At 65.7% G+C, this 20,273-nt stretch carries 17 protein-coding genes; 4 read left to right on the top strand and 13 right to left on the bottom strand.

Going from position 1 to position 20,273, the window contains the following annotated elements:
* Positions 1-203: 203 nt before the first annotated feature.
* Positions 204-458, top strand: a complete 255-nt coding sequence (locus J7024_RS01045; protein WP_124830489.1) for a hypothetical protein — start codon at positions 204-206, stop codon at positions 456-458.
* A gap of 337 nt (positions 459-795) precedes the next feature.
* Here the strand turns inward: J7024_RS01045 and phaR are convergent, their stop codons facing one another.
* From phaR to phaC, 4 genes are all read right to left on the bottom strand, one after another.
* The gene (gene phaR / locus J7024_RS01040) at positions 796-1,362 is read right to left on the bottom strand and encodes a polyhydroxyalkanoate synthesis repressor PhaR (protein WP_006478701.1); all 567 of its coding nucleotides are present in this window, start codon (positions 1,360-1,362) and stop codon (positions 796-798) included.
* A 118-nt stretch (positions 1,363-1,480) separates the two neighbouring features.
* Positions 1,481-2,221 carry a 3-ketoacyl-ACP reductase gene (locus tag J7024_RS01035; protein ID WP_096505142.1) on the bottom strand — a complete coding sequence of 247 codons (741 nt, stop codon included), beginning with the start codon at positions 2,219-2,221 and terminating at the stop codon, positions 1,481-1,483.
* A 119-nt stretch (positions 2,222-2,340) separates the two neighbouring features.
* Positions 2,341-3,522 carry an acetyl-CoA C-acetyltransferase gene (locus J7024_RS01030; protein WP_199568441.1) on the bottom strand — a complete coding sequence of 394 codons (1,182 nt, stop codon included), beginning with the start codon at positions 3,520-3,522 and terminating at the stop codon, positions 2,341-2,343.
* A 99-nt stretch (positions 3,523-3,621) separates the two neighbouring features.
* A complete protein-coding gene (phaC, locus tag J7024_RS01025) occupies positions 3,622-5,496 on the bottom strand; it encodes a class I poly(R)-hydroxyalkanoic acid synthase (RefSeq protein ID WP_124828577.1) in 1,875 nt (624 codons plus the stop codon).
* Positions 5,497-5,517: 21 nt separating this feature from the next.
* Here phaC and J7024_RS01020 point away from each other — a divergent pair, with 21 nt between their 5' ends.
* Positions 5,518-5,916 carry a hypothetical protein gene (locus J7024_RS01020; protein WP_124828576.1) on the top strand — a complete coding sequence of 133 codons (399 nt, stop codon included), beginning with the start codon at positions 5,518-5,520 and terminating at the stop codon, positions 5,914-5,916.
* Here the strand turns inward: J7024_RS01020 and pgeF are convergent.
* Both pgeF and J7024_RS01010 read right to left on the bottom strand, forming a co-directional pair.
* A complete protein-coding gene (gene pgeF / locus J7024_RS01015; RefSeq protein ID WP_124828575.1) occupies positions 5,853-6,692 on the bottom strand; it encodes a peptidoglycan editing factor PgeF in 840 nt (279 codons plus the stop codon). The two genes, J7024_RS01020 and pgeF, sit on opposite strands and share 64 nt — an antisense overlap.
* A gap of 6 nt (positions 6,693-6,698) precedes the next feature.
* Complete coding sequence (locus tag J7024_RS01010; protein ID WP_199568442.1) at positions 6,699-7,913, bottom strand: RluA family pseudouridine synthase; 1,215 nt, start codon at positions 7,911-7,913, stop codon at positions 6,699-6,701.
* Positions 7,914-7,954: 41 nt separating this feature from the next.
* Between J7024_RS01010 and J7024_RS01005 the strand changes: the two genes are divergently transcribed.
* Positions 7,955-8,779 carry an outer membrane protein assembly factor BamD gene (locus J7024_RS01005; RefSeq protein ID WP_096508771.1) on the top strand — a complete coding sequence of 275 codons (825 nt, stop codon included), beginning with the start codon at positions 7,955-7,957 and terminating at the stop codon, positions 8,777-8,779.
* 86 nt (positions 8,780-8,865) lie between these two features.
* Here the strand turns inward: J7024_RS01005 and J7024_RS01000 are convergent, their stop codons facing one another.
* The 3 genes from J7024_RS01000 to J7024_RS00990 form a co-directional block, all read right to left on the bottom strand.
* A complete protein-coding gene (locus J7024_RS01000; RefSeq protein WP_175751246.1) occupies positions 8,866-11,112 on the bottom strand; it encodes an ATP-dependent DNA helicase in 2,247 nt (748 codons plus the stop codon).
* Positions 11,113-11,167: 55 nt separating this feature from the next.
* The gene (locus tag J7024_RS00995; protein ID WP_006478692.1) at positions 11,168-11,383 is read right to left on the bottom strand and encodes a YdcH family protein; all 216 of its coding nucleotides are present in this window, start codon (positions 11,381-11,383) and stop codon (positions 11,168-11,170) included.
* A gap of 77 nt (positions 11,384-11,460) precedes the next feature.
* Positions 11,461-12,213, bottom strand: coding sequence for a hypothetical protein (locus J7024_RS00990; RefSeq protein WP_124828572.1), 753 nt, complete (start codon positions 12,211-12,213; stop codon positions 11,461-11,463).
* A 160-nt stretch (positions 12,214-12,373) separates the two neighbouring features.
* Between J7024_RS00990 and J7024_RS00985 the strand changes: the two genes are divergently transcribed.
* The gene (locus J7024_RS00985) at positions 12,374-14,698 is read left to right on the top strand and encodes a Tex family protein (protein WP_124828571.1); all 2,325 of its coding nucleotides are present in this window, start codon (positions 12,374-12,376) and stop codon (positions 14,696-14,698) included.
* A 120-nt stretch (positions 14,699-14,818) separates the two neighbouring features.
* Here J7024_RS00985 and J7024_RS00980 read toward each other — a convergent pair whose 3' ends face one another.
* From J7024_RS00980 to J7024_RS00965, 4 genes are all read right to left on the bottom strand, one after another.
* Positions 14,819-16,732, bottom strand: coding sequence for a potassium transporter Kup (locus J7024_RS00980; protein WP_124828570.1), 1,914 nt, complete (start codon positions 16,730-16,732; stop codon positions 14,819-14,821).
* A gap of 273 nt (positions 16,733-17,005) precedes the next feature.
* A complete protein-coding gene (locus tag J7024_RS00975) occupies positions 17,006-17,602 on the bottom strand; it encodes a phosphoribosyltransferase (protein WP_175751245.1) in 597 nt (198 codons plus the stop codon).
* Between the two features lie 8 nt (positions 17,603-17,610).
* Positions 17,611-18,957 carry an adenylosuccinate synthase gene (locus J7024_RS00970; RefSeq protein ID WP_124828568.1) on the bottom strand — a complete coding sequence of 449 codons (1,347 nt, stop codon included), beginning with the start codon at positions 18,955-18,957 and terminating at the stop codon, positions 17,611-17,613.
* Between the two features lie 113 nt (positions 18,958-19,070).
* Positions 19,071-20,219, bottom strand: a complete 1,149-nt coding sequence (locus tag J7024_RS00965; RefSeq protein ID WP_124828567.1) for an ATP phosphoribosyltransferase regulatory subunit — start codon at positions 20,217-20,219, stop codon at positions 19,071-19,073.
* Between the last annotated feature and the right edge of the window lie 54 nt (positions 20,220-20,273).

The following is a 20,273-nucleotide window of genomic DNA, read 5'->3' as shown; positions in this document are numbered from 1 at the left end:
TCGCGACGCCGACGTGCGGCTCTTGCGGGCGCGCCGGGCGGACAGAGAAAAGCGATCCGGCCCTTTCCATGCGGCACAACGGGTCGGCCGACACGGCAGACGCGCGCCGCGCCGCGAGAAACCAGGCAAGAATCGCCCTGGAACTGCCCCGCCGGCATGCGAAAATCTCGGCATCCGCTCTATTCACACCCAACGGGGCTCGCATGACCACCCACATCACGATCGAATTCACCGAGCACGCCGCCGAAACCATCGGCGAGCAAACCAGCACCAGCTTTTCGTATGACCAGGGCGCGCATGTGCCGCAACCCGGCGACTTCGTCGAACTCGAGAATTCGCGGCAGACGTTTCTCGTGATCGGTCGCGTGTTTTCGCTGAAGGCGAACTACAGCGCGGTGAAGCTCGTGCTTGACCTCCCGCCTGCGGACGATCACCAGGATTTCGATCCGGCACTCTGAGTGAGGGAAACCGGCGTACCACGCCGGCCTCGCGCGTTGCGCGTTGTACGGACACGAAACGTAATCGCGGCCGGTACGCGCGCGAACACGCGCAACCGGACACACCACGCGCAGGTTCGGCTGGACTGACTGTCTGGAATTCGCTCGACCGGGCAACGGTCTTGCCCGCCTCACGCGAAGGCACGGGCATTCGGTGCCGACGATCAGAAACGACCGTCGGCGGCATCCTGCGGCAGCCGGCCACCGACCATCATCGTGCCCAAGCACGCGATCGGTTGCCTCGCACCGCCGCACGTCGCGGCGCCGACCGACCCGCGGCCGGCCCGCCGCAAATACGTTACTTCTTCTCCGGCTCCGGCGTGCCCGGTTGCTTGAACGGGAACGTGCTGAACATCGATTTCGCCTGGTTCTGCATCTGCTCCTGCATCTGCACGAACATGTTCTTCGACTGCTCGATGTAGCTCGTCATCATCCCTTGCATCATCGGCGCCTGCATGTTCATGAACTGCGACCAGACTTCCGGATTCATCGCGTTACCTTCGTAGAGGTTCTTCGATTGATCCGCGAGCTTGTTCTGGATGTCGATGAATGCCTGGATGTTCTTCTCCAGGTACGTGCCCATCATGCCCTGCATCGCATGACCGTAGAAACGGATGATCTGCGACAGCATCGACGACGAGAACATCGGCACGCCGCCACTTTCTTCCTCGAGGATGATCTGCAGCAGGATGCTGCGCGTCAGGTCTTCGTTGGATTTCGCATCGACGACCTTGAAGTCCTCCTGTTCCAGCACGAGCTGCTTGACATCCGTCAGCGTGATGTACGTGCTCGTCTCGGTATCGTAGAGCCGGCGGTTCGGATACTTCTTGATGAGCCGCTCGGCCGTTTTCTTTGTAGTAGTCATGTAACGCCTTCGTGTGCAGCGTAGCGCAAGTGACAAATCCCCGCCTCCCGAATCCGGGAGGCGGGGGCCTTCGGACACGCCAGACTGCGCAGCCATTTCGCCTGCGCAGCCCGGACGTTCAGCCCATGTGCAGGCCGCCGTTCAGCGAGAAATCGGCACCCGTCGCGAAGCCGGAATCGTTCGACGCGAGCCACGCGACGATCGAACCGATTTCCTCCGGGCCGCCGAGACGCCGCACGGGAATCGTCGCGACGATCTTCTCGAGCACGTCCGGGCGGATCGCCTTCACCATGTCGGTGCCGATATAGCCGGGCGACACGGTGTTGACCGTCACGCCCTTCGTTGCGACTTCCTGCGCGAGCGACATCGTGAACCCGTGGATGCCAGCTTTCGCGGTCGAGTAGTTCGTCTGGCCGAACTGGCCCTTCTGCCCGTTCACCGACGAAATGTTGATGATCCGACCCCAGCCGCGCTCGACCATCCCGTCGATCACCTGCTTCGTTACGTTGAACAGGCTCGTCAGGTTGGTGTCGATCACCGCCGTCCAGTCTTCGTGCGTCATCTTGCGGAACACGACGTCGCGCGTAATGCCCGCGTTGTTGACCAGCACATCGATCTCGCCGACTTCGGCCTTGACCTTGTCGAACGCTGCCTTGGTCGATTCCCAGTCGCCGACGTTGCCTTCCGATGCGATGAAATCGTACCCGAGTGCCTTCTGGTCCTCGATCCATTTCACCCGGCGCGGCGAATTCGGGCCGCAACCCGCGACCACCTTGAAGCCGTCTTTCGACAGACGCTGGCAGATGCTGGTGCCGATGCCGCCCATCCCGCCCGTTACGTACGCAATTCGCTGAGACATAAATCTCACTCCATTTCTTGGTTTTGAGAGCCGCCGGAGGCCCCCCTGACTTCACGTGGCGCCGGCCGAAGCCGCAATCGGCCGGCGCACGGATCGGTTTGGCGGTGACGAACGGCCGGTTACGGACGTTCGACCGCGAGTGCGACGCCCATCCCGCCGCCGATGCACAGCGACGCCAGCCCGCGCTTCGCGTCGCGCTTGACCATCTCGTGCAGCAGCGTCACCAGGATCCGGCAGCCCGATGCCCCGATCGGGTGACCGATCGCGATCGCTCCGCCGTTCACGTTCACCTTCGACGTGTCCCACCCCATCTGCTTGTGCACCGCCAGCGCCTGCGCCGCGAATGCCTCGTTGATTTCCATCAGGTCCAGGTCGCCCGGCGTCCACCCCGCACGCTCCAGACAGCGGCGCGAAGCCGGCACCGGACCCATCCCCATCACGCTCGGATCCACCCCCGCGTTCGCGTACGCCTTGATCCGCGCAAGCGGCGTCAGGCCAAGGGCCGCCGCCTTCTGCGCCGACATCACCAGCACCGCTGCCGCGCCGTCGTTCAGACCCGACGCGTTCGCCGCCGTCACCGAGCCGTCCTTCGAGAACGCCGGCTTCAGCCCCGACAGCGATTCCGCCGTCACGCCGTGACGCACGAATTCGTCCGTCGCGAACTGCAGCGGCTCGCCCTTGCGCTGCGGAATCGACACCGGCACGATCTCGTCGTTGAAACGACCGGCCTTCTGCGCGGCTTCCGCCTTGTTCTGCGACAACGCCGCAAATGCGTCCTGCTCTTCGCGCGTGATCCCGTATTCCTTCGCCACGTTCTCCGCCGTGATGCCCATGTGGTACTGGTTGTACACGTCCCACAGACCGTCGACGATCATCGTGTCGACCAGCTTCGCGTCGCCCATCCGGAACCCGTCTCGCGAGCCCGGCAGCACGTGCGGCGACGCGCTCATGTTTTCCTGGCCGCCTGCGATCACGATCTCCGCGTCGCCCGCCGCGATCGCGTTCGCCGCCAGCATCACGGCCTTCAGGCCCGAGCCGCACACCTTGTTGATCGTCATCCCCGGCACGGCATTCGGCAGGCCGGCCTTGATCAGCGACTGGCGCGCCGGGTTCTGCCCCGAACCTGCCGTCAGCACCTGACCCATGATCACTTCGCTCACCTGATCGGGCTTCACGCCCGAGCGCTCCAGCACCGCGCGAATCACCGTCGCGCCCAGTTCCGGTGCCGCAACCTTCGCGAGCGAGCCGCCGAATTTGCCGACCGCGGTCCGCGCGGCCGATACGATCACTACGTCCGTCATTTCCCTTTCCTCCAGGCCCGCACGATACGGCGCATCGCTACCGGCCCTGTTAAAAAAACTGCGGTGCACCGGACAGCGTGCGCCGCTGTCCGGTTTTCGTCAATCGCGCTGCAACACGTAACGGCCCGGCGCCGGCTCGATCACCGGGAACTGCGCCGAACCAAGCTTCGCGGGCGGCGCGACCTTGCGGCCGCCGTACTGGTCGAGCCATTCGACCCAGGTTGTCCACCAGCTGCCCGGCTGCTCGGTCGCCCCGGCAAACCAGTCGTCCGCGGATTCGGGCAGTTCGCCGTCGTTGATCCAGTAGCTGCGCTTTTTCTTCGCCGGCGGATTGATCACGCCTGCAATGTGACCCGATGCGCCGAGCACGAACTTCAGCGGGCCCGTCAGGATCGACGTCGATTCATAGGCGGTCTGCCACGGCACGATGTGATCCTCGCGCGACCCGTAGATGAAGGTCGGCACGTCGATGCGCGACAGGTCGACGGACTCGCCGCACACCGTCAGCGCACCGGGCACGCGCAGCTTGTTCTCGAGGTACGTATTGCGCAGGTACCACGCGTACATCGGGCCGGGCAGGCTCGTCGAGTCGCTGTTCCAGTACAGCAGGTCGAACGGCGCGGGCGTGCGGCCCTTCAGGTAGTTGTCGACCACGTAGTTCCACACGAGGTCGTTCGGTCGCAGGAACGAGAACGTATTCGCGAATTCGACACCGCGCATCAGCCCCGGCGGCGTGCCGTTCTTGCCGCCGATGGTCTGCTCGCGCATCTGCACGTGCGCCTCGTCGACGAACACGTCGAGGATGCCGGTGTCGGTGAAGTCCAGCATCGCGGTCAGCAGCGTCATCGACGCGGCCGGATGTTCGCCGCGCGCGGCGAGCACCGACAGCGCCGTCGCGAGCATCGTGCCGCCGACGCAGAAGCCGAGCGTGTTGATCTGCTCGCGGCCACTGACCTGCTGCACGGCATCGATCGCCGCGAGCAGCCCTTCGTTCATGTAGTCGTCCCACGTCTTGTGCGCGACCGACGCGTCGGCATTGCGCCACGACACGAGGAACACCTGATGGCCATTGGACAGTGCGTGCGCGACGAGCGAATTCTCGGGCTGCAGGTCGAGGATGTAGAACTTGTTGATGCACGGCGGCACGATCAGCAGCGGCCGCTCGAACACCTTGTCCGTCTTCGGCGTGTACTGGATCAACTGGATCAGGTCGTTCTCGTAGACGACCGCACCTTCGGTACACCCGAGGTTCTTGCCGACCACGAATTGCGATTCGTCGGTCTGCGAAATCTTGCCGCGCTGCATGTCGCCGAGCAGGTTCATCATCCCCTGCCGCAGGCTTTCGCCCTGCGTCTCGAGAATCGATTTCTGTGCATCGGGATTAAGCGCGAGGAAGTTGCTCGGCGCGGCCGCGGCCGTCCATTGCTGGACCGAGAAACGGATGCGCTCGCGCGTCTTCGGATCGGTCTCGAGCGCGTCGGCCAGTTCCTGCAGATAACGCGCGTTGAGCAGATACCACGCCGCGGCGAACGCATGCGCGGGCGAAGCCTTCCATGCATCCGCGCTGAAGCGGCGATCCTTCAACTCCGGCGATTCGAGCTTCGCGGCAACGCTCTGCTGCATCAGCGTCATGCAGTCGCGCGCATAGTCGGCCTGCAGTTTCTGGAGCCGTTCGGGCGGAATCGCGGCCACCGGCAGCTTCAGCCCGGCGAGCGGCGACGCCATGCCGCCGAGGCTGCCCAGGTCGGGCATCGACGGCATCTGGAACGGAAGCGATGTCGGGAGTTGGAATGCGGCGAACGGGTTCGCCGTGCTCGCCGCGGTGGCGGCACGCGCCGGATCGGCGAAACCGCGCCATGCGTTCAGCCATGCCTCGAACATCTGCTGCATCGGCTGGGTGGCCTGGTCGAATCCGGTGCTGCTCGCGGAAGTGCCCGCCTGAGCGGACGTCGACGAATTTTTCGATGCTGTCATTACCTGCCTTACCGGTGATTCGTGAGCGTCAATCGTGAAATCCTGCTCGCGCGCGGCGTGCCGGCTGCGAGCCGGGCCGTCATGCTCTGGAGAGGCGTCTCCAGATTCTGCCGCAGTGCGGTATTTTTATCATTATCGTTTTCCCCATGTGAAGCACGGCGTCAAACCACTGAACATTTCTGCACGGAGATAATCGGCGCGAAACAAGCAGGACAAGGCTTCCGGCAAAACATAAAACATATTGACCGACTTGACTTCGCGATTATTCATTCGATTGCCCATGCCACGCCGCATTACCGCGCCAATATCGAGATAAAGCGATTGCGCGACGCAATTAAGCGCGCGCAATCAGTCGATCAGTCGGCCAGCCAGATCGCCGCGGCCATGCGGCCGGTCACACGGTCGCGCCGGTACGAATAGAAACGAGCGTGTTCGGCGACCGTGCAGGCGGTCCCGCCACTCATGTGCGCGACGCCCGCGCGAACGAGGCGCAGGCGCGCAAGCGCGTAGAGATCGGCGAGAAACTTGCCGGGTGCGCCGTCGATCGCGGCGAACGCTTGCCGGGTGTCATCATGCTCCGACAGCGGAGCCGTGTCGAGAAACGCATCGCGTACATCCGAGCCGACTTCGAACGCCTGCGGGCCGATCGCCGGCCCGAGGTACGCATGGAGTTCATTCGTCGCGCCGCCGGCGAGCGCCGCGACACGCGCCGCGGTCTGCTCGACGATACCGGCTGCGAGCCCGCGCCAGCCCGCATGGGCGGCGCCGACCGCCCGCCCCTGCGCATCGCACAGCAGCACCGGCAGGCAATCCGCGACCATCACGACGCACACGGCATTCACGCGAGCCGTGACGCTCGCGTCGGCCTGCACGGGCGCGGCAGCACCGGGCGCGGCATCGATCACCTCGTCCGCGTGCACGATCTGCGCGCCATGAACCTGCTCGAGCCATGCCGCGCTCGACTGCCCCGCCAGCGCCAGCAGGCGCGCGCGGTTTGCGGCGACATGCGCCGGATCGTCACCGGTATGCAGGCCGAGATTCATGCCTCCCGGCAGTTCGGCACCATCCTGCCAGCGGCCGTACGGGCCTTCGCTGACGCCGCCGTCGCGCGTCGTGATCAGCGCGCGCACGCGCGGCGACACCTGCCAGTCGGGCCGTACGCAGTCCTGCCATGTCAACGGCGCAAGGTTCGTCATCGGCACTCATTCCTCGTCATCGTCATCCGGATACGACTCGTCGTCGTGATCCTCGTAGTCGCCGCCGAAATCGCCATCGTCGTAGGCGCCTTCATCGTCGAAATCCTCATCGCCCTGCCCGAAACCGAGCGCCGCGACGAGCGCGTTCATGTCGTCCGGCAACGGGCAGCGCCACTGCATCGTCCTGCCCGTGACCGGATGCACGAGGCCGAGCCGCCATGCATGCAGCGCCTGCCGCGCGAATCCGTCCGGCAGCGGCGCGACCGAGCGCTTGCCGCGTGCGCGTCCGTACACCGGATCGCCGAGCAGCGGATGCCCGACGTACGAGCAGTGCACGCGGATCTGATGCGTGCGGCCGGTTTCGAGATCGCACTGAATCGCGGACACCGGCTGACGTTGCCACATGCATGTGTCAACCGTGCGGAAATGCGTGCGCGCCGGCTTGCCCGACGCGCCCGTGACGACGGCCATCCGCGTGCGCTCGCGCGGATCGCGGCCGATCGGCGCGTCGATCGTGCCGTCTTCGGGCATCAGGCCCCAGACGAGCGCGAAATAACGGCGCTTCACCGTGCGCGCCTGCAGCTGGCGCACGAGGTCGGTCTGCGCGGCGAGCGTGCGTGCGACCACCATCAGGCCCGATGTCTCCTTGTCGAGCCGGTGGACGATCCCGGCGCGCGGCAGGCCGGCCGCGGCGTCGCCGTAGCGGTGCAGCAGGCCGTTGAGGATCGTGCCGCTCCAGTTGCCGGCGGCCGGATGGACGACGAGCCCGGCCGGCTTGTTGATGACGACGAGCGCATCGTCCTCGTAGATCACGTCGAGCGGCACGGGCTCCGGCGTAAACGCCAGTTGCTCCGGCAGCAGGTCGGGCACGAGCTCGATCTTCGCGCCGAGCGGCACCGGCTGGCGGATCTTCGCCGGCGCGCCGTCGACCAGCACGCGCTGCGCCTCGATCCAGCTCTGCAGGCGGCTGCGGGAAAATTCGGGGAACAGCTGGGCGAGCGCCTTGTCGAGTCGTTCGCCCGCGAGCGACAGCGGCACTTCGACGATGCGCGGCGCCTCATCGGCCGCCGCGGAAGGCACGACAGGCGGCTGCATCGCGCCTGCAGCCAGATCGTCATCGGGGGAATCCCCCGACGTAGCGTCGGCGGGCCGATCGCTTGGGCTATAATCTTCGCGATTTGGCTTGCCCCGCGGGGCATTCTGCGAACTTGAACGGGTCATTTAGACTGGGTCACCGAGACTTGAAGCTAGGACATGCGAGCATGATGAATTCGACCAAACGTACGGCCAAGACCGTCGCCGCCCGGGCCGCGGCGGTAGCGGCCGCGGCCCTCATCGCCGGCTGCCACGGCTTGCCGCAGAAGCAGGACGAGACGGCTACCTGGTCGAACAACAAATTATACTCAGAGGCCCAGGACGCACTGTCTGGCGGCGACTGGGGCAAGTGTGCGAAATACTTCGAATCGCTGCAAGGTCGCGATCCGTTCGGCCATTTCGCGCAACAGGCGCAGATCAACGTCGCGTACTGCAACTGGAAGGACAACGAAGCGGCAGCCGCCGATCAGGCCGTCGACCGCTTCATCCAGCTCCACCCGGATCATCCGGACATCCCGTATGCGTACTACCTGAAGGGGATGATCCACTTCAACGACGATCTCGGCCTGTTCGGCCGCTTCTCCGGCCAGGACATGAGCGAGCGCGATCCGCAGGCACTGCGCGAATCGTACGATGCGTTCAAGGTCGTCGTCGACCGCTACCCGAAGAGCAAGTACGCACCCGATGCCGCGGCCCGGATGCGCTACATCGTCAACGCACTCGCGTCGCACGAAGTACACGCGGCCGACTACTACTATCGGCGCGGCGCCTATGTGGCGGCGATCAACCGCGCGCAGCTCGCGATCAAGGACTACAAGGGCGCGCCGGCCATCGAGGACGCGCTGCACATCATGATCCTGTCGTACGGCAAGCTGAACCAGCCGCAACTCGCCGATGACACGAAGCGCGTGCTCGCGGGTACGTTCCCGGACAGCCCGTACATCACCGGCCATTCGCGCCCCGGCGCGAAGAAGTCGTGGTGGCAGTTCTGAGCCACATCCGCGGCAGATAAAAAACCCGGCATCAAGCCGGGTTTTTTATTGACACCGCGTGCAGGACAAGCACACGCGGCATGCACTCATGCGCGCTTTTGCGCGCGATGCTCGTCGAAGAAGTCCTGCACGACCGCGATCTCGCGAGTGCGCTTGAACGGCGGCAGACTCTGCCAGATCCGCCTGCCGTACGGCTTGTCGACGAGCCGCGTATCGCAGATCATCAGCACGCCGCGATCCGTCTCCGCACGAATCAGGCGCCCCGCGCCCTGCTTCAGCGTGATCACGGCCTGCGGCAACTGGTGAACCGCGAACGGGCTCAGGCCCTTCCTGGTGAGCGCATCGAGCCGCGCGGCCAGCACCGGATCGTCGGGCGGCGCGAACGGCAGCTTGTCGATCACGACGAGCGACAGCGCGTCGCCGCGCACGTCGACACCTTCCCAGAAACTCTGGCTGCCGACGAGGATCGCATTGCCGTACGAACGGAAGCGATCGAGCAGCTCGGTACGGCTCGCATCGCCCTGCACGAGAAGCGGCGTATTCCAGCCGCGCGATTCGATCACGTCGCGCAGCTTCGACGCGATCCGGTCGACCGCACGCAGCGTCGTGCACAGCATGAACACGCCGCCGCCCGACGCCTCGATCGCCGGCAGCGCGGCATCGAACACGGCATCGGTAAACGCCGGCGACGACGGCTGCGGCAGGTTGCGCGGCACGTACAGCAGGCCCTGCGTCTGATAGTCGAACGGGCTCGCGAGCGTCATCGAGCGCCGCGAACTGAGGCCCATCTGCGCCGCGTAGTGCGTGAAGTCGCCGCGCACCGACAGCGTCGCCGACGTAAAAACCCATGCGCGCGGCACGCCAGCGCGCTGCTTCGCGAAAATCGGCGCGACCGACAGCGGCGTTTCGTGCAACTGCACGGTATGCGCGAACACTTCGACCCAACGCACCTTCTCGTTCAGGTCGCCGTCAGCGGCGGCCTTGTCGCCGGCTGCCGCGTCGGCTTTCGCCGCTGCTTCCGCCGCGCAGGGTGTCACCCAGCCGGCCAGCAGGTCCTGCAGCTCGCGGGCGCGCCGCAGGCACGCACCGAGCGATTCCGCCCGCTCCGCCTGGCTCGCCAGCGCCGATGCAAGCGCATCGAGCGCCGTCTCGAGCGCGTCCAGCGCGCCGAACATCGGGTGATCGTCGCCGAGCTGCGCGAGCGACATGCGCACGATCTGGTCGTTCGCAAACGCGAGGCGCAGGTCGCGCGCCGCGCGCTCGAGATCGCCGCCGAGCTTCACCCACTCGACCGCATCGCGCGCATGGCTCAGGCCTTCGGCCACCGTGTCGCGCGCGAGTTCGAGGATCTGCGTGGTCGACAGCGTTTCGCCGAAGAACAGGGTCGCGGTCTCCGGCAACTGGTGTGCTTCGTCGAAGATCACCGTGTTCGCGTTCGGCAGCAGTTCGGCCATCCCCGTGTCGCGCAGCATGATGTCCGCGAAGAACAGGTGATGGTTGACGACGACGATGTCGGCCTGCTGCGCCTCGCGCCGTGCCTGCATCACGAAGCACTCCTTGTAGTGCGGGCACTCCTGGCCGAGGCAATTGTCGCGCGTCGACGTGACCATCGACCACACGGGCGCCGTCTCCGGCACGCTCGCGAGTTCGGCCTTGTCGCCGCTCTTGGTGACTTTCGCGAAACGGACGATTTCCTGCAGATACGCGGTGTCCTGCCGCGACGGCAGGCGACCGTTGTCGGCCGTGCGCTGCAGGTAGTAATGGCACAGGTAGTTCGAGCGACCCTTGAGCATCGCGACCGTCACCGGCACCGCGAGCGCGTTGCGCACCGTCGGGATGTCGCGCTGAAAGAGCTGGTCCTGCAGGTGCTTCGTGCCGGTCGACACAATCACCTTGCCGCCCCACAGCATCGCGGGCACCAGATACGCGTAGGTCTTGCCCGTACCGGTGCCGGCCTCGACGATCAGCGTATTGTCGCCGCTGTCGCTGTCGGACTCGGCCGCAACCACGCCTTGCGCAGCCGCTTCGGCCGCCTTGTCGCCGTCCCCGAGCCGTCGTGCCGGCCGCTTGCGGGTCTCGAAGATCTCGGGCTCGGGCATCCGGCGCGCGGACGCCTCCATCGCCGACGCGACGGCGCGCGCCATTTCGATCTGCGACAGGCGCGGGTGATATCCGTCGAGCGCGCGCGCGAGCAACCCGCCTTCGCCGAAGATCGTGTCGAGCTCGTCGACACGCTTGCGGCTCAGCTCAAAGGTGCCTTCGGGCGCACGAACGCGCCCGGCGGACGACGCGTCACGCCGGGCATCGGGGGTGGCTTCAAGCGGTGAATTCAAGGCAAGCGTTCCTGTGTCCAGCGCCCGGGCGGCGCCGGCGCTCGCCAGGCCGCGCTCAGGCGCGCTTATCCGGTTCCAGCTGCGATTGCAGCAAAATGATTTTGTCCTTGGCAGCCAGCTTTTCCTTCTTCAGCCGGTGCAGCGTGATGTCGTCGATGTCGGAGTGCCCTTCTTTCAGCTCGATCTCCCGAGCGAGCTGCTGGTGCTGCTCCTGCAATGCAGCCAAACGGTTGTGCAATTCCTGCTGCTGTTCCGTGTGACGGTTTTGCATACTTGCCTCCTCATCGAAGCAGCGCGCCGACTGGCGTGCCGACACGCTCGAGACTGATTCCGGGTCAACCCAACACGTTACTGCCCCTGCTGTTGCTGCTGCTTGGCCTTCTCGGCCGCTTCCTGCTGACGCCGTTCGACATCGGCCTTGTGCTGTGCGGCTTCCTGCTGCTTCTGCTGATAGCGCGCTGCGTTGTCTGCCCGCTCCTGCGCCTTCTGCGCCGCCTGCTGGTGCGCCTGGTCGAGCTTGCGCTGGAAGTCCGCCTGCTTCTGGTCGTATGCCTGCTTGTTCGCGGCATGCTGCGGCCCTTCCGCGCCGCGCTGCGCCTGCTTCAGTGCATTCTGCTCCTGCTTGTCGCGGAACGCAGCCGCGTTCGCCGCGTCGGTCGCCGCCCGCTGCGGCGCTTCCGCCGCATTCTGCGCCTGCTTCAGCGCCTGTTGCTGGTCACGCTGCTGCGCACGGACCGCGCGCTGCTCGTCGTCGAGCGCGAGTTGCTCCTGGCGAATGCTCGCCCGCTCCTCGCGCATCTGGTCGCGCGCATTGCCGAGACAGTGATTGACGAAGAACTTGCTGTAGCAATCGTGCTCCGCCACCGCATAACGATAATCGTTTTCCGCGGAACGTTGATTGAGCACTTTTTGACGGGCGTCAAAATCCTGGGTGGCGGAAGCCGCAACGGGCGCGGCTGCAACGGCGTCCGGCGCGACTGCGCCCGATGCCTGCGCGTACGCGGCGCAAGGCCCCGCGGACAAAGCCGCGGCAAGCGCTGCGCCGAGCGCGACGAGAGAAATGCGGGAAGTTGGCAACGTCGTAGGAAAGCTGCGGGACATGTGTCAAATTCTATCACCCCCGGCTGGACGCTCCGCCATTTATGGCAAAATGCCCCGCTTCACTCACCCGCGGCATCTGGTCCGGCGGGCCCGTCACGCAGCCCGCCGCGCGCGGTCTGCCGGCCCGCGCCGCGATTTCAGCAGGCAGATCATCCACGACATGACGGAAACCGTAGCACTCAAGATCGTACAGCGCATCGCCACCGAACTGTCCGTCCAGCCGCGCCAGGTCGCGGCGGCCGTGCAACTCCTCGACGAAGGCTCGACCGTTCCGTTCATTGCCCGGTACCGCAAGGAAGTGACCGGCAACCTGGACGACACGCAGCTGCGCCAGCTCGAGGAACGCCTCCTGTATCTGCGCGAGCTCGAGGATCGCCGCGCGTCGATCCTGTCGAGTATCGACGAGCAAGGCAAGCTGACCGACGAGTTGCGCGCCGCGATCGACGCGGCCGACAGCAAGCAGGTGCTCGAAGACCTTTATCTGCCGTACAAGCCGAAGCGCCGCACGCGCGCGCAGATCGCCCGCGAAGCCGGCCTCGAGCCGCTCGCGCAGGCGCTGCTCGCGAACCCGCTGCTCGACCCGCAGACTGAGGCCGCCGCATACGTCGACGCCGACAAGGGCGTCGCCGACGTGAAGGCCGCGCTCGACGGCGCGCGCGACATCCTGTCCGAGCAATTCGGTGAAACGGCCGAGCTGCTCGGCAAGTTGCGCGACTACCTGCATGGCCAGGGCGTCGTGTCGTCGGCGGTCGTCGAAGGCAAGGAAAACGAGGAAGGCGAGAAGTTCCGCGACTACTACGATTACGCGGAAACGATCCGGACCGTGCCGTCGCACCGCGCGCTCGCGCTGTTCCGCGGCCGCAACGCCGGCGTGCTGACCGTCAAGCTCGGCCTCGGCGAAGAGCTGGATGCGCAAGTGCCACACCCCGGCGAAGCGATGATCGCGCGCCATTTCGGGATCGCGAACCAGAGCCGCCCGGCCGACAAGTGGCTGTCCGACGTGTGCCGCTGGTGCTGGCGCGTGAAGGTGCAGCCGCACATCGAGAACGAGTTGCTCACGCAACTGCGTGAAACGGCCGAAGCCGAAGCGATCCGCGTGTTCGCACGCAACCTGAAGGATCTGCTGCTGGCCGCGCCGGCCGGGCCGAAGGCCGTGATCGGTCTCGACCCCGGCCTGCGCACCGGCGTGAAGGTCGCTGTCGTCGACCGCACCGGCAAGCTGCTCGCCACCGACACGATCTACCCGCACGAGCCACGCCGCGACTGGGACGGCTCGCTCGCGAAGCTCGCACGCATCGCCGCGCAGACACAGGCCGAGCTGATCAGCATCGGCAACGGCACCGCGTCGCGCGAGACCGACAAGCTCGCGAGCGAACTGATCGCGAAGCACCCCGAACTGCGACTGCAGAAGATCGTCGTGTCGGAAGCCGGCGCGTCGGTCTATTCGGCGTCCGAGCTGGCCGCGAAGGAATTCCCGGAGCTCGACGTGTCGCTGCGCGGTGCCGTGTCGATCGCCCGCCGCCTGCAGGACCCGCTCGCCGAGCTTGTGAAGATCGAGCCGAAGGCGATCGGCGTCGGCCAGTACCAGCACGACGTGAACCAGCGCGAACTCGCCCGTTCGCTCGATGCAGTGGTCGAGGATTGCGTGAACGCGGTTGGCGTCGATGCGAACACCGCATCGGTCGCGCTGCTCGCGCGCGTGTCGGGCCTGAATGCGACGCTTGCGCGCAACATTGTCGACTACCGCGACGCGAACGGCCCGTTCCCGTCACGCGAACATCTGCGCAAGGTGCCGCGCCTCGGCGACAAGACCTTCGAACAGGCGGCCGGCTTCCTTCGCATCAACGGCGGCGAGAACCCGCTCGATCGCTCGTCGGTGCACCCGGAAGCCTATCCGGTCGTCCAGCGGATCCTCGCGAAGATCAGCAAGCGGATCGACGACGTGCTCGGCAGCCGCGACTCGTTGGCGGGCCTGTCGCCGGCAGAATTCGTTGACGAACGTTTCGGCCTGCCGACCGTGCGCGACATTCTGTCCGAACTGGAGAAACCGGGTCGCGACCCGCGTCCGGAATTCAAGACCGCGACGTTCCGCGACGGGGTCGAGAAGGTCTCCGACCTGATGCCCGGCATGCTGCTCGAAGGGGTCGTGACGAACGTCGCCGCATTCGGCGCGTTCGTGGACATCGGCGTGCATCAGGACGGCCTCGTCCACGTGTCCGCGATGTCGACGAAGTTCATCAAGGATCCGCACGAAGTCGTGAAGGCGGGTCAGGTCGTCAAGGTCAAGGTGATCGACGTCGACGTCAAGCGCCAGCGCATTGCGCTGACGATGCGCCTCGACGACGAAGCGGCCGCACCCGGCATGGCACCGCGCGGCGGCCAGGATCGCGGCAACGCCGGCCGCAGCGGCGCGCGCCCGCAGCGCTCGCGCGAGCCGGAACCGGCCGGCGCAATGGCCGCGGCATTTGCGAAGCTCAAGCGTTGAGCAAACGAACGTAGTCGACCGACGACAAAAAGCCCGCCGGATGGCGGGCTTTTTTATGGCTCGAACGGTGAGCGCGCGGCCGGATCGGCTTGGGCCGCATGAACGGCCCGCGCGCGGCACTCAGATCTCGATCTTGGTGCCGAGTTCGACGACGCGGTTCGCCGGAATCGAGAAGAAGTCGGTCGGCTTCGCCGCGTTCTGATGCATCCACGCGAACACGCGCTCGCGCCAGATCGACATGCCCGGCAGATGCGTCGGCACGACCGTCTCGCGCGCGAGGAAGAACGACGTGTCCATCAACTCGAACGTCATGTCGTGCGTACGGCCGAACTCCTCGAGCACCGCCTTCACGTCCGGCGTCTCGTTGAAGCCGTACTGGGCCTTGACGATGTAGAGGCCGCCGCTCGCATCGCGCGAACTCAGGCGCTTGTCGTCGCGCACGTAAGGGATGTCGCGCGTGACGAACGTCAGGAAGATGGTCCGCTCGTGCAGCACCTTGTTGTGCTTCAGGTTGTGCAGCAGGCTTACGGGCACGAGCTTGTCGTTGCCGGTCAGGTAGATCGCGGTGCCCGACACGCGGTGCGGCGGATGCGCGAGCAGCCCCTGCAGGAACGGCTCGAGCGGAATACCGTCGGCCGCCGTGCGTTCCTTGACGATGTGCCGCCCCTTGTACCAGGTCATCAGCAGGAAGAACAGCAGCGCGCCGATGCCGAGCGGCAGCCAGCCGCCCTGCGCAACCTTCAGCAGGTTCGCGCCGAAGAAGCCGAGGTCGATCGCGAGAAACACCGCGATGATCGCGCCGACCAGCAGCCGGTTCCAGTTCCACACCTTCACCATCACGACGCACGCCAGCACGGTCGTGATCACCATCGTTGCGGTCACCGCAATACCGTACGCGGCCGCGAGGTTGTCGGAGCTCTTGAAGCCGACCACGATGCAGAGGATCACGAACAGCAGCAGCCAGTTCACGACCGGCACGTAGATCTGGCCGATCGCCAGTTCGGACGTGTGCAGCACCTTCATGCGCGGCACGTAGCCAAGCTGGATCGCCTGCGAAGTCAGCGAATACGCGCCCGAGATCACCGCCTGCGACGCGATCACGGTCGCCACCGTCGACAGCACGACGAGCGGCAACAGCGCCCAGTCAGGCGCAAGCAGGAAGAACGGGTTTTCGATCGCCTTCGGATTCTGGATCAGCAGCGCGCCCTGGCCGAAGTAGTTCAGCACGAGCGACGGCATCACGAGTCCGTACGCGGCCAGACGGATCGGCTTCGCACCGAAGTGGCCCATGTCCGCGTAGAGTGCTTCCGCACCGGTCAGCACCAGCACCACGGAGCCCAGCACGACGTAGGCCTGCAGCAGGTGCTCCGACATGAACGACGCAGCGTAATACGGGTTGATTGCCGCGATGATGCCGGGCACGCGCAGGATGTGATACACGCCGAGTGCCGCGATCGCGATGAACCACAACACCATGATCGGGCCGAACAGCTTGCCGACCATCGCGGTACCGTGACGCTGGATCCAGAACAGCGCGATCAGGATCACGATCGTGATCGGCAGCACGAGATGGGACAGGTGCGGTGTCGCGATCTCGAGACCTTCGACCGCCGACATCACGGAGATCGCCGGTGTGATTACCGCGTCGCCGTAGAACATGCACGCGCCGAATATCCCAAGCGCCATCAGCGCGCCCGCGACGCGGGTTTTCGAATCGAGCGGCCGCAGCGACAGCGCCATCAGCGCGAGTACACCGCCCTCGCCGTTGTTGTCGGCCCGCATCACGAACAGCAGGTACTTGATGCCGACCACGAGGATGATCGCCCAGAACAGCAGCGAGATCACGCCGAGGATCGAGCTTTCGGTGAGCGGGATGCCGTGTGCGGGGCTGAACGCCTCCTTCAGCGAATACAGCGGACTCGTGCCGATATCGCCGAACACGACGCCGATGGCTGCTATCGCAAGCGCCCGCATCGAATGTTGGTGTGTCGAATTCGCGTGGGCCGCGTCGGTCGCCTGGATCGTGTCGTTCATATGAAGCGTAATAATCGGGTCCGATTCGGACAAAACGAGCGCTATTCTACTCGCGCCCCCGTGAAACGCTGCCCTGCGCTGTTGCCCTGAAACCACGTGAGCTTACGCTGCGCATGCAATCGGGCGCGAGCTGTGGCAGGGTTGCCATCATAGCCGGGGCCGCGTCGTCTGCCTACCGCACATGTCGATCGCCGTGCCGGCCATCCGGTCCGCCAATGAAAAACGGCGCCGCAAGCGGCGCCGTACAAGGCGTTCCTTCGATCGGCCGACCGCTTACGCGCCCGAACCGTCGCGCTGCGCGCGACCGCGCTTGATCCACGCCTCGAGGTTGTGCGGACGAACCGTGTCCCACTCCTCGAACGGCTGATGAATCCACGGATTCGTCGGCAGATACTGCGTGTGATAGTCGGGCTTGACCTTCGAGCACCCCTTGTACCAGAGCACAGCCGAACGCACGGCCGTGACGGACGGATAACGTTCCTTCAGGTGCTCCTGCACCCGCGCGAGCGTGACGCCCGAATCGACCAGATCGTCGACCAGCAGCACGTTGCCCGCGAGGTTGCCGCGCGTCATCGTGATGTACTGCGCGATGTCCAGATCGCCCTGCTCGGTGCCGGCCGCTTCGCGGTACGAACTCGTTGCGAGGATCGCCAGCGGCACGTCATAGATCCGCGACAACTGGTCGCCCACGCGCAGACCGCCGCGCGCGAGGCACAGGATCTGGTCGAACTTCCAGCCCGAAGCATGCACCTGGAGCGCGAGCAGTTCGATGAGACGATGGTATTCGTCCCAGCCCACCCAGAGGTTCTTGTCGTCGTTGCGCGGATCAGTCATCAAGTCTGCCGCCGACATCGTGATTTGCTGCGTCATTCTGAAAATTAAACCTTGAACGGATGGCGGAGCAGGATCGTTTCGTCTCGGTCCGGGCCGGTCGACACCATGTCCACCGGCACGCCAGCCACTTCCTGGACACGGGTCAGGTATGCCTGCGCATTCGCCGGCAGTGCGTCCCACGTCTTGATGCCGACGGTGCTTTCCTTCCAGCCGGCGAACGTTTCGTACACCGGCTCGCAGCGCGCCACGTCGGCTGCGCCGCGCGGCAGGATGTCGGCGTCCTTGCCGTCGATCTTGTAGCCGACGCACAGCTTCACTTCATCGAGGCCGTCGAGCACGTCGAGCTTAGTCATGCACAGGCCCGACACGCCGTTGATCTGGATCGAGCGGCGCAGCGCGGCTGCGTCGAGCCAGCCAGTGCGGCGCGGACGGCCGGTAACCGAGCCGAATTCCTTGCCGACGTTCGCCAGCGTGACGCCGACCTGGTCCTGACGCTGCGGATTGTCCGCATCGTACAGTTCGCTCGGGAACGGACCCGAACCGACACGCGTGCAGTACGCCTTCGTGATGCCGAGGATGTAGTTCAGCTTTTGCGGACCGACGCCGGCGCCGGCCGACGCCGCACCCGCGACGCAGTTGCTCGACGTGACGAACGGATAGGTGCCGTGGTCGATGTCGAGCAGCGTGCCTTGCGCGCCTTCGAACAGCAGGTTCTGACCGGCGTTGTTCGCGTCGTACAGGCGGCGCGACACGTCGGCCACCATCGGCTTCAGGCGATCGGCATAGCCGAGCATCGTGTCGAGCGTGGCCTGGAAATCGACGGCTGCGGCGCCCAGGTACTGGGTCAGCACGAAGTTGTGGAAATCGAGGTTTTCACGCAGGCGATCGGCGAAGGTCTTCGCGTCGAACAGGTCCTGCACGCGCAGCGCGCGGCGGCCGACCTTGTCTTCGTACGCGGGGCCGATGCCACGGCCGGTCGTACCGATCTTGCCCGCGCCCTTGCGCGCTTCGCGCGCCTGGTCGATCGCGATGTGGTACGGCAGGATCAGCGTCGTTGCTTCGGAAATGAACAGGCGGTCGCGCACGTTCACGCCAGCCTCTTCCAGCTCGCCGATTTCCTTGAACAGTGCCTCGGGGGACAGGACGACGCCGTTGCCGATGTAGCAGGCGACGCCTTCACGCATGATGCCCGACGGAATGAGGCGCAAGATGGTTTTCTTGCCGCCGATGATGAGGGTGTGGCCGGCGTTGTGACCACCCTGGAAACGCACGACGCCCTGAGCGTGGTCCGTCAGCCAGTCGACGATCTTGCCCTTGCCTTCATCACCCCATTGCGTTCCCACGACGACGACATTGCGCCCGGGAGTCACGTTCACTGCGCTGGCAGACATGTTGATTCGTTAGCTGGTTAAAAACGTATTCTACCTATGTTCGCGGGCGATTCCGAATTTTTCCGTTTCGCTTCAACGATATGCACGCCGGACGACGGCCCGCGAACGCCTGTTTAACGGGGCTCGACCACCCACGCGCCGTTGCGCTCGACGAGCGAACGGTCGCAGGCAAATTCGTCAAGCACGTGATCGTGCCCCGGCAATGCCTGGATCACGACCTCGCCCGCATCGCGCAGCGCCACGACGGCCGCGCGCAGCGCGTCGTCCTGCGCCCACGGCGCGAGAATCGCGGTGCCGCGCGCCTCGATCGGCGAAATGCGCGCGAGTTCGCGCAGATCGAGCGAGAAGCCCGTCGCCGGGCGAGCCCGGCCGTACGCCTGGCCCACGTGGTCGTAACGACCGCCGCGCGCGATCGCGTTCGGCACGCCGTCGATGTACGCCGTAAACATCGCACCGCTGTGGTACGCATAGCCGCGCAGGTCGGCCAGATCGATCGCCACTTCGACACCCTTCGCCTGCGCCGCGAGCTGGGCGAGATCGTCGAGCGCGCGCGTGATCTCGGGCAGCACCGGCAGCCGCGCGCGCGCCTCGTCGAGCACGCTCGCGTCGCCGTACAGGTGCGGCAGCGCACGCAGCGCCGCGCGCGTGTCGGCGCCCAGATCGTCGGTGAGTTCGTTCAGCAGCGGCACGTCCTTGCCCGACAGCGCGTCGTACAGCGCCTCGCCACGTTCGGCGGCCTGCGCGTCGCGCGCGAGCAGCGCCGCGAGCACGCCGGCGTGGCACAGATCCAGACGGATCCGCGACAGGCCCGCGAGATGCAGCGCGTCGAGCATCAGTTGCTGGATTTCGAGGTCGGCTTCCAGCCCGGCATGCCCGTAGATTTCGGCGCCGATCTGGATCTGTTCGCGCGTCGCATGCAGGCCGCGCGGGCGCGTGTGCATCACGTGCCCCGCATAGCAGAGGCGCGTCACGCCCTGACGATTCAGCAAGTGCGCGTCGATGCGCGCGACCTGCGGCGTGATGTCCGCGCGCAGGCCGAGCGTGCGACCCGACAGCTGGTCGACCAGCTTGAAGGTGCGCAGGCGCAGGTCGGCGCCGCCGCTCGTCAGCAGCGACTCGAGATATTCGAGCAGCGGCGGCATCACCATTTCGTAGCCGTACGAACGGAAGCGGTCGAGCAGCCTGCGACGCAGCTCCTCGATCTTGCGCGCTTCCGACGGCAGTACGTCGGCGATATTCTCGGGAAGTAACCAGGTCGACATCGGTACGGTCCTACGACGGAAAACAGGGCGCGACACGCGCGCCGCGAAATGAAT

Origin of the sequence: Burkholderia sp. WTPI3 (genome assembly GCF_021483755.1) — a bacterium.
Lineage (GTDB): Bacteria > Pseudomonadota > Gammaproteobacteria > Burkholderiales > Burkholderiaceae > Burkholderia.
This window is presented reverse-complemented; position numbering and strand designations above follow the sequence as displayed.

What these genes read in the sequence shown, in the direction of transcription:
- J7024_RS01045 (WP_124830489.1), top strand. Translation starts at nt 204, where the DNA reads ATGACCACCCACATCACGATCGAATTCACCGAGCACGCCGCCGAAACC.
- phaR (WP_006478701.1), bottom strand. Translation starts at nt 1,362, where the DNA reads ATGACTACTACAAAGAAAACGGCCGAGCGGCTCATCAAGAAGTATCCG.
- J7024_RS01035 (WP_096505142.1), bottom strand. Translation starts at nt 2,221, where the DNA reads ATGTCTCAGCGAATTGCGTACGTAACGGGCGGGATGGGCGGCATCGGC.
- J7024_RS01030 (WP_199568441.1), bottom strand. Translation starts at nt 3,522, where the DNA reads ATGACGGACGTAGTGATCGTATCGGCCGCGCGGACCGCGGTCGGCAAA.
- phaC (WP_124828577.1), bottom strand. Translation starts at nt 5,496, where the DNA reads ATGACAGCATCGAAAAATTCGTCGACGTCCGCTCAGGCGGGCACTTCC.
- pgeF (WP_124828575.1), bottom strand. Translation starts at nt 6,692, where the DNA reads ATGACGAACCTTGCGCCGTTGACATGGCAGGACTGCGTACGGCCCGAC.
- J7024_RS01010 (WP_199568442.1), bottom strand. Translation starts at nt 7,913, where the DNA reads ATGACCCGTTCAAGTTCGCAGAATGCCCCGCGGGGCAAGCCAAATCGC.
- J7024_RS01005 (WP_096508771.1), top strand. Translation starts at nt 7,955, where the DNA reads ATGATGAATTCGACCAAACGTACGGCCAAGACCGTCGCCGCCCGGGCC.
- J7024_RS00995 (WP_006478692.1), bottom strand. Translation starts at nt 11,383, where the DNA reads ATGCAAAACCGTCACACGGAACAGCAGCAGGAATTGCACAACCGTTTG.
- J7024_RS00990 (WP_124828572.1), bottom strand. Translation starts at nt 12,213, where the DNA reads ATGTCCCGCAGCTTTCCTACGACGTTGCCAACTTCCCGCATTTCTCTC.
- J7024_RS00985 (WP_124828571.1), top strand. Translation starts at nt 12,374, where the DNA reads ATGACGGAAACCGTAGCACTCAAGATCGTACAGCGCATCGCCACCGAA.
- J7024_RS00980 (WP_124828570.1), bottom strand. Translation starts at nt 16,732, where the DNA reads ATGAACGACACGATCCAGGCGACCGACGCGGCCCACGCGAATTCGACA.
- J7024_RS00975 (WP_175751245.1), bottom strand. Translation starts at nt 17,602, where the DNA reads ATGACGCAGCAAATCACGATGTCGGCGGCAGACTTGATGACTGATCCG.
- J7024_RS00970 (WP_124828568.1), bottom strand. Translation starts at nt 18,957, where the DNA reads ATGTCTGCCAGCGCAGTGAACGTGACTCCCGGGCGCAATGTCGTCGTC.
- J7024_RS00965 (WP_124828567.1), bottom strand. Translation starts at nt 20,219, where the DNA reads ATGTCGACCTGGTTACTTCCCGAGAATATCGCCGACGTACTGCCGTCG.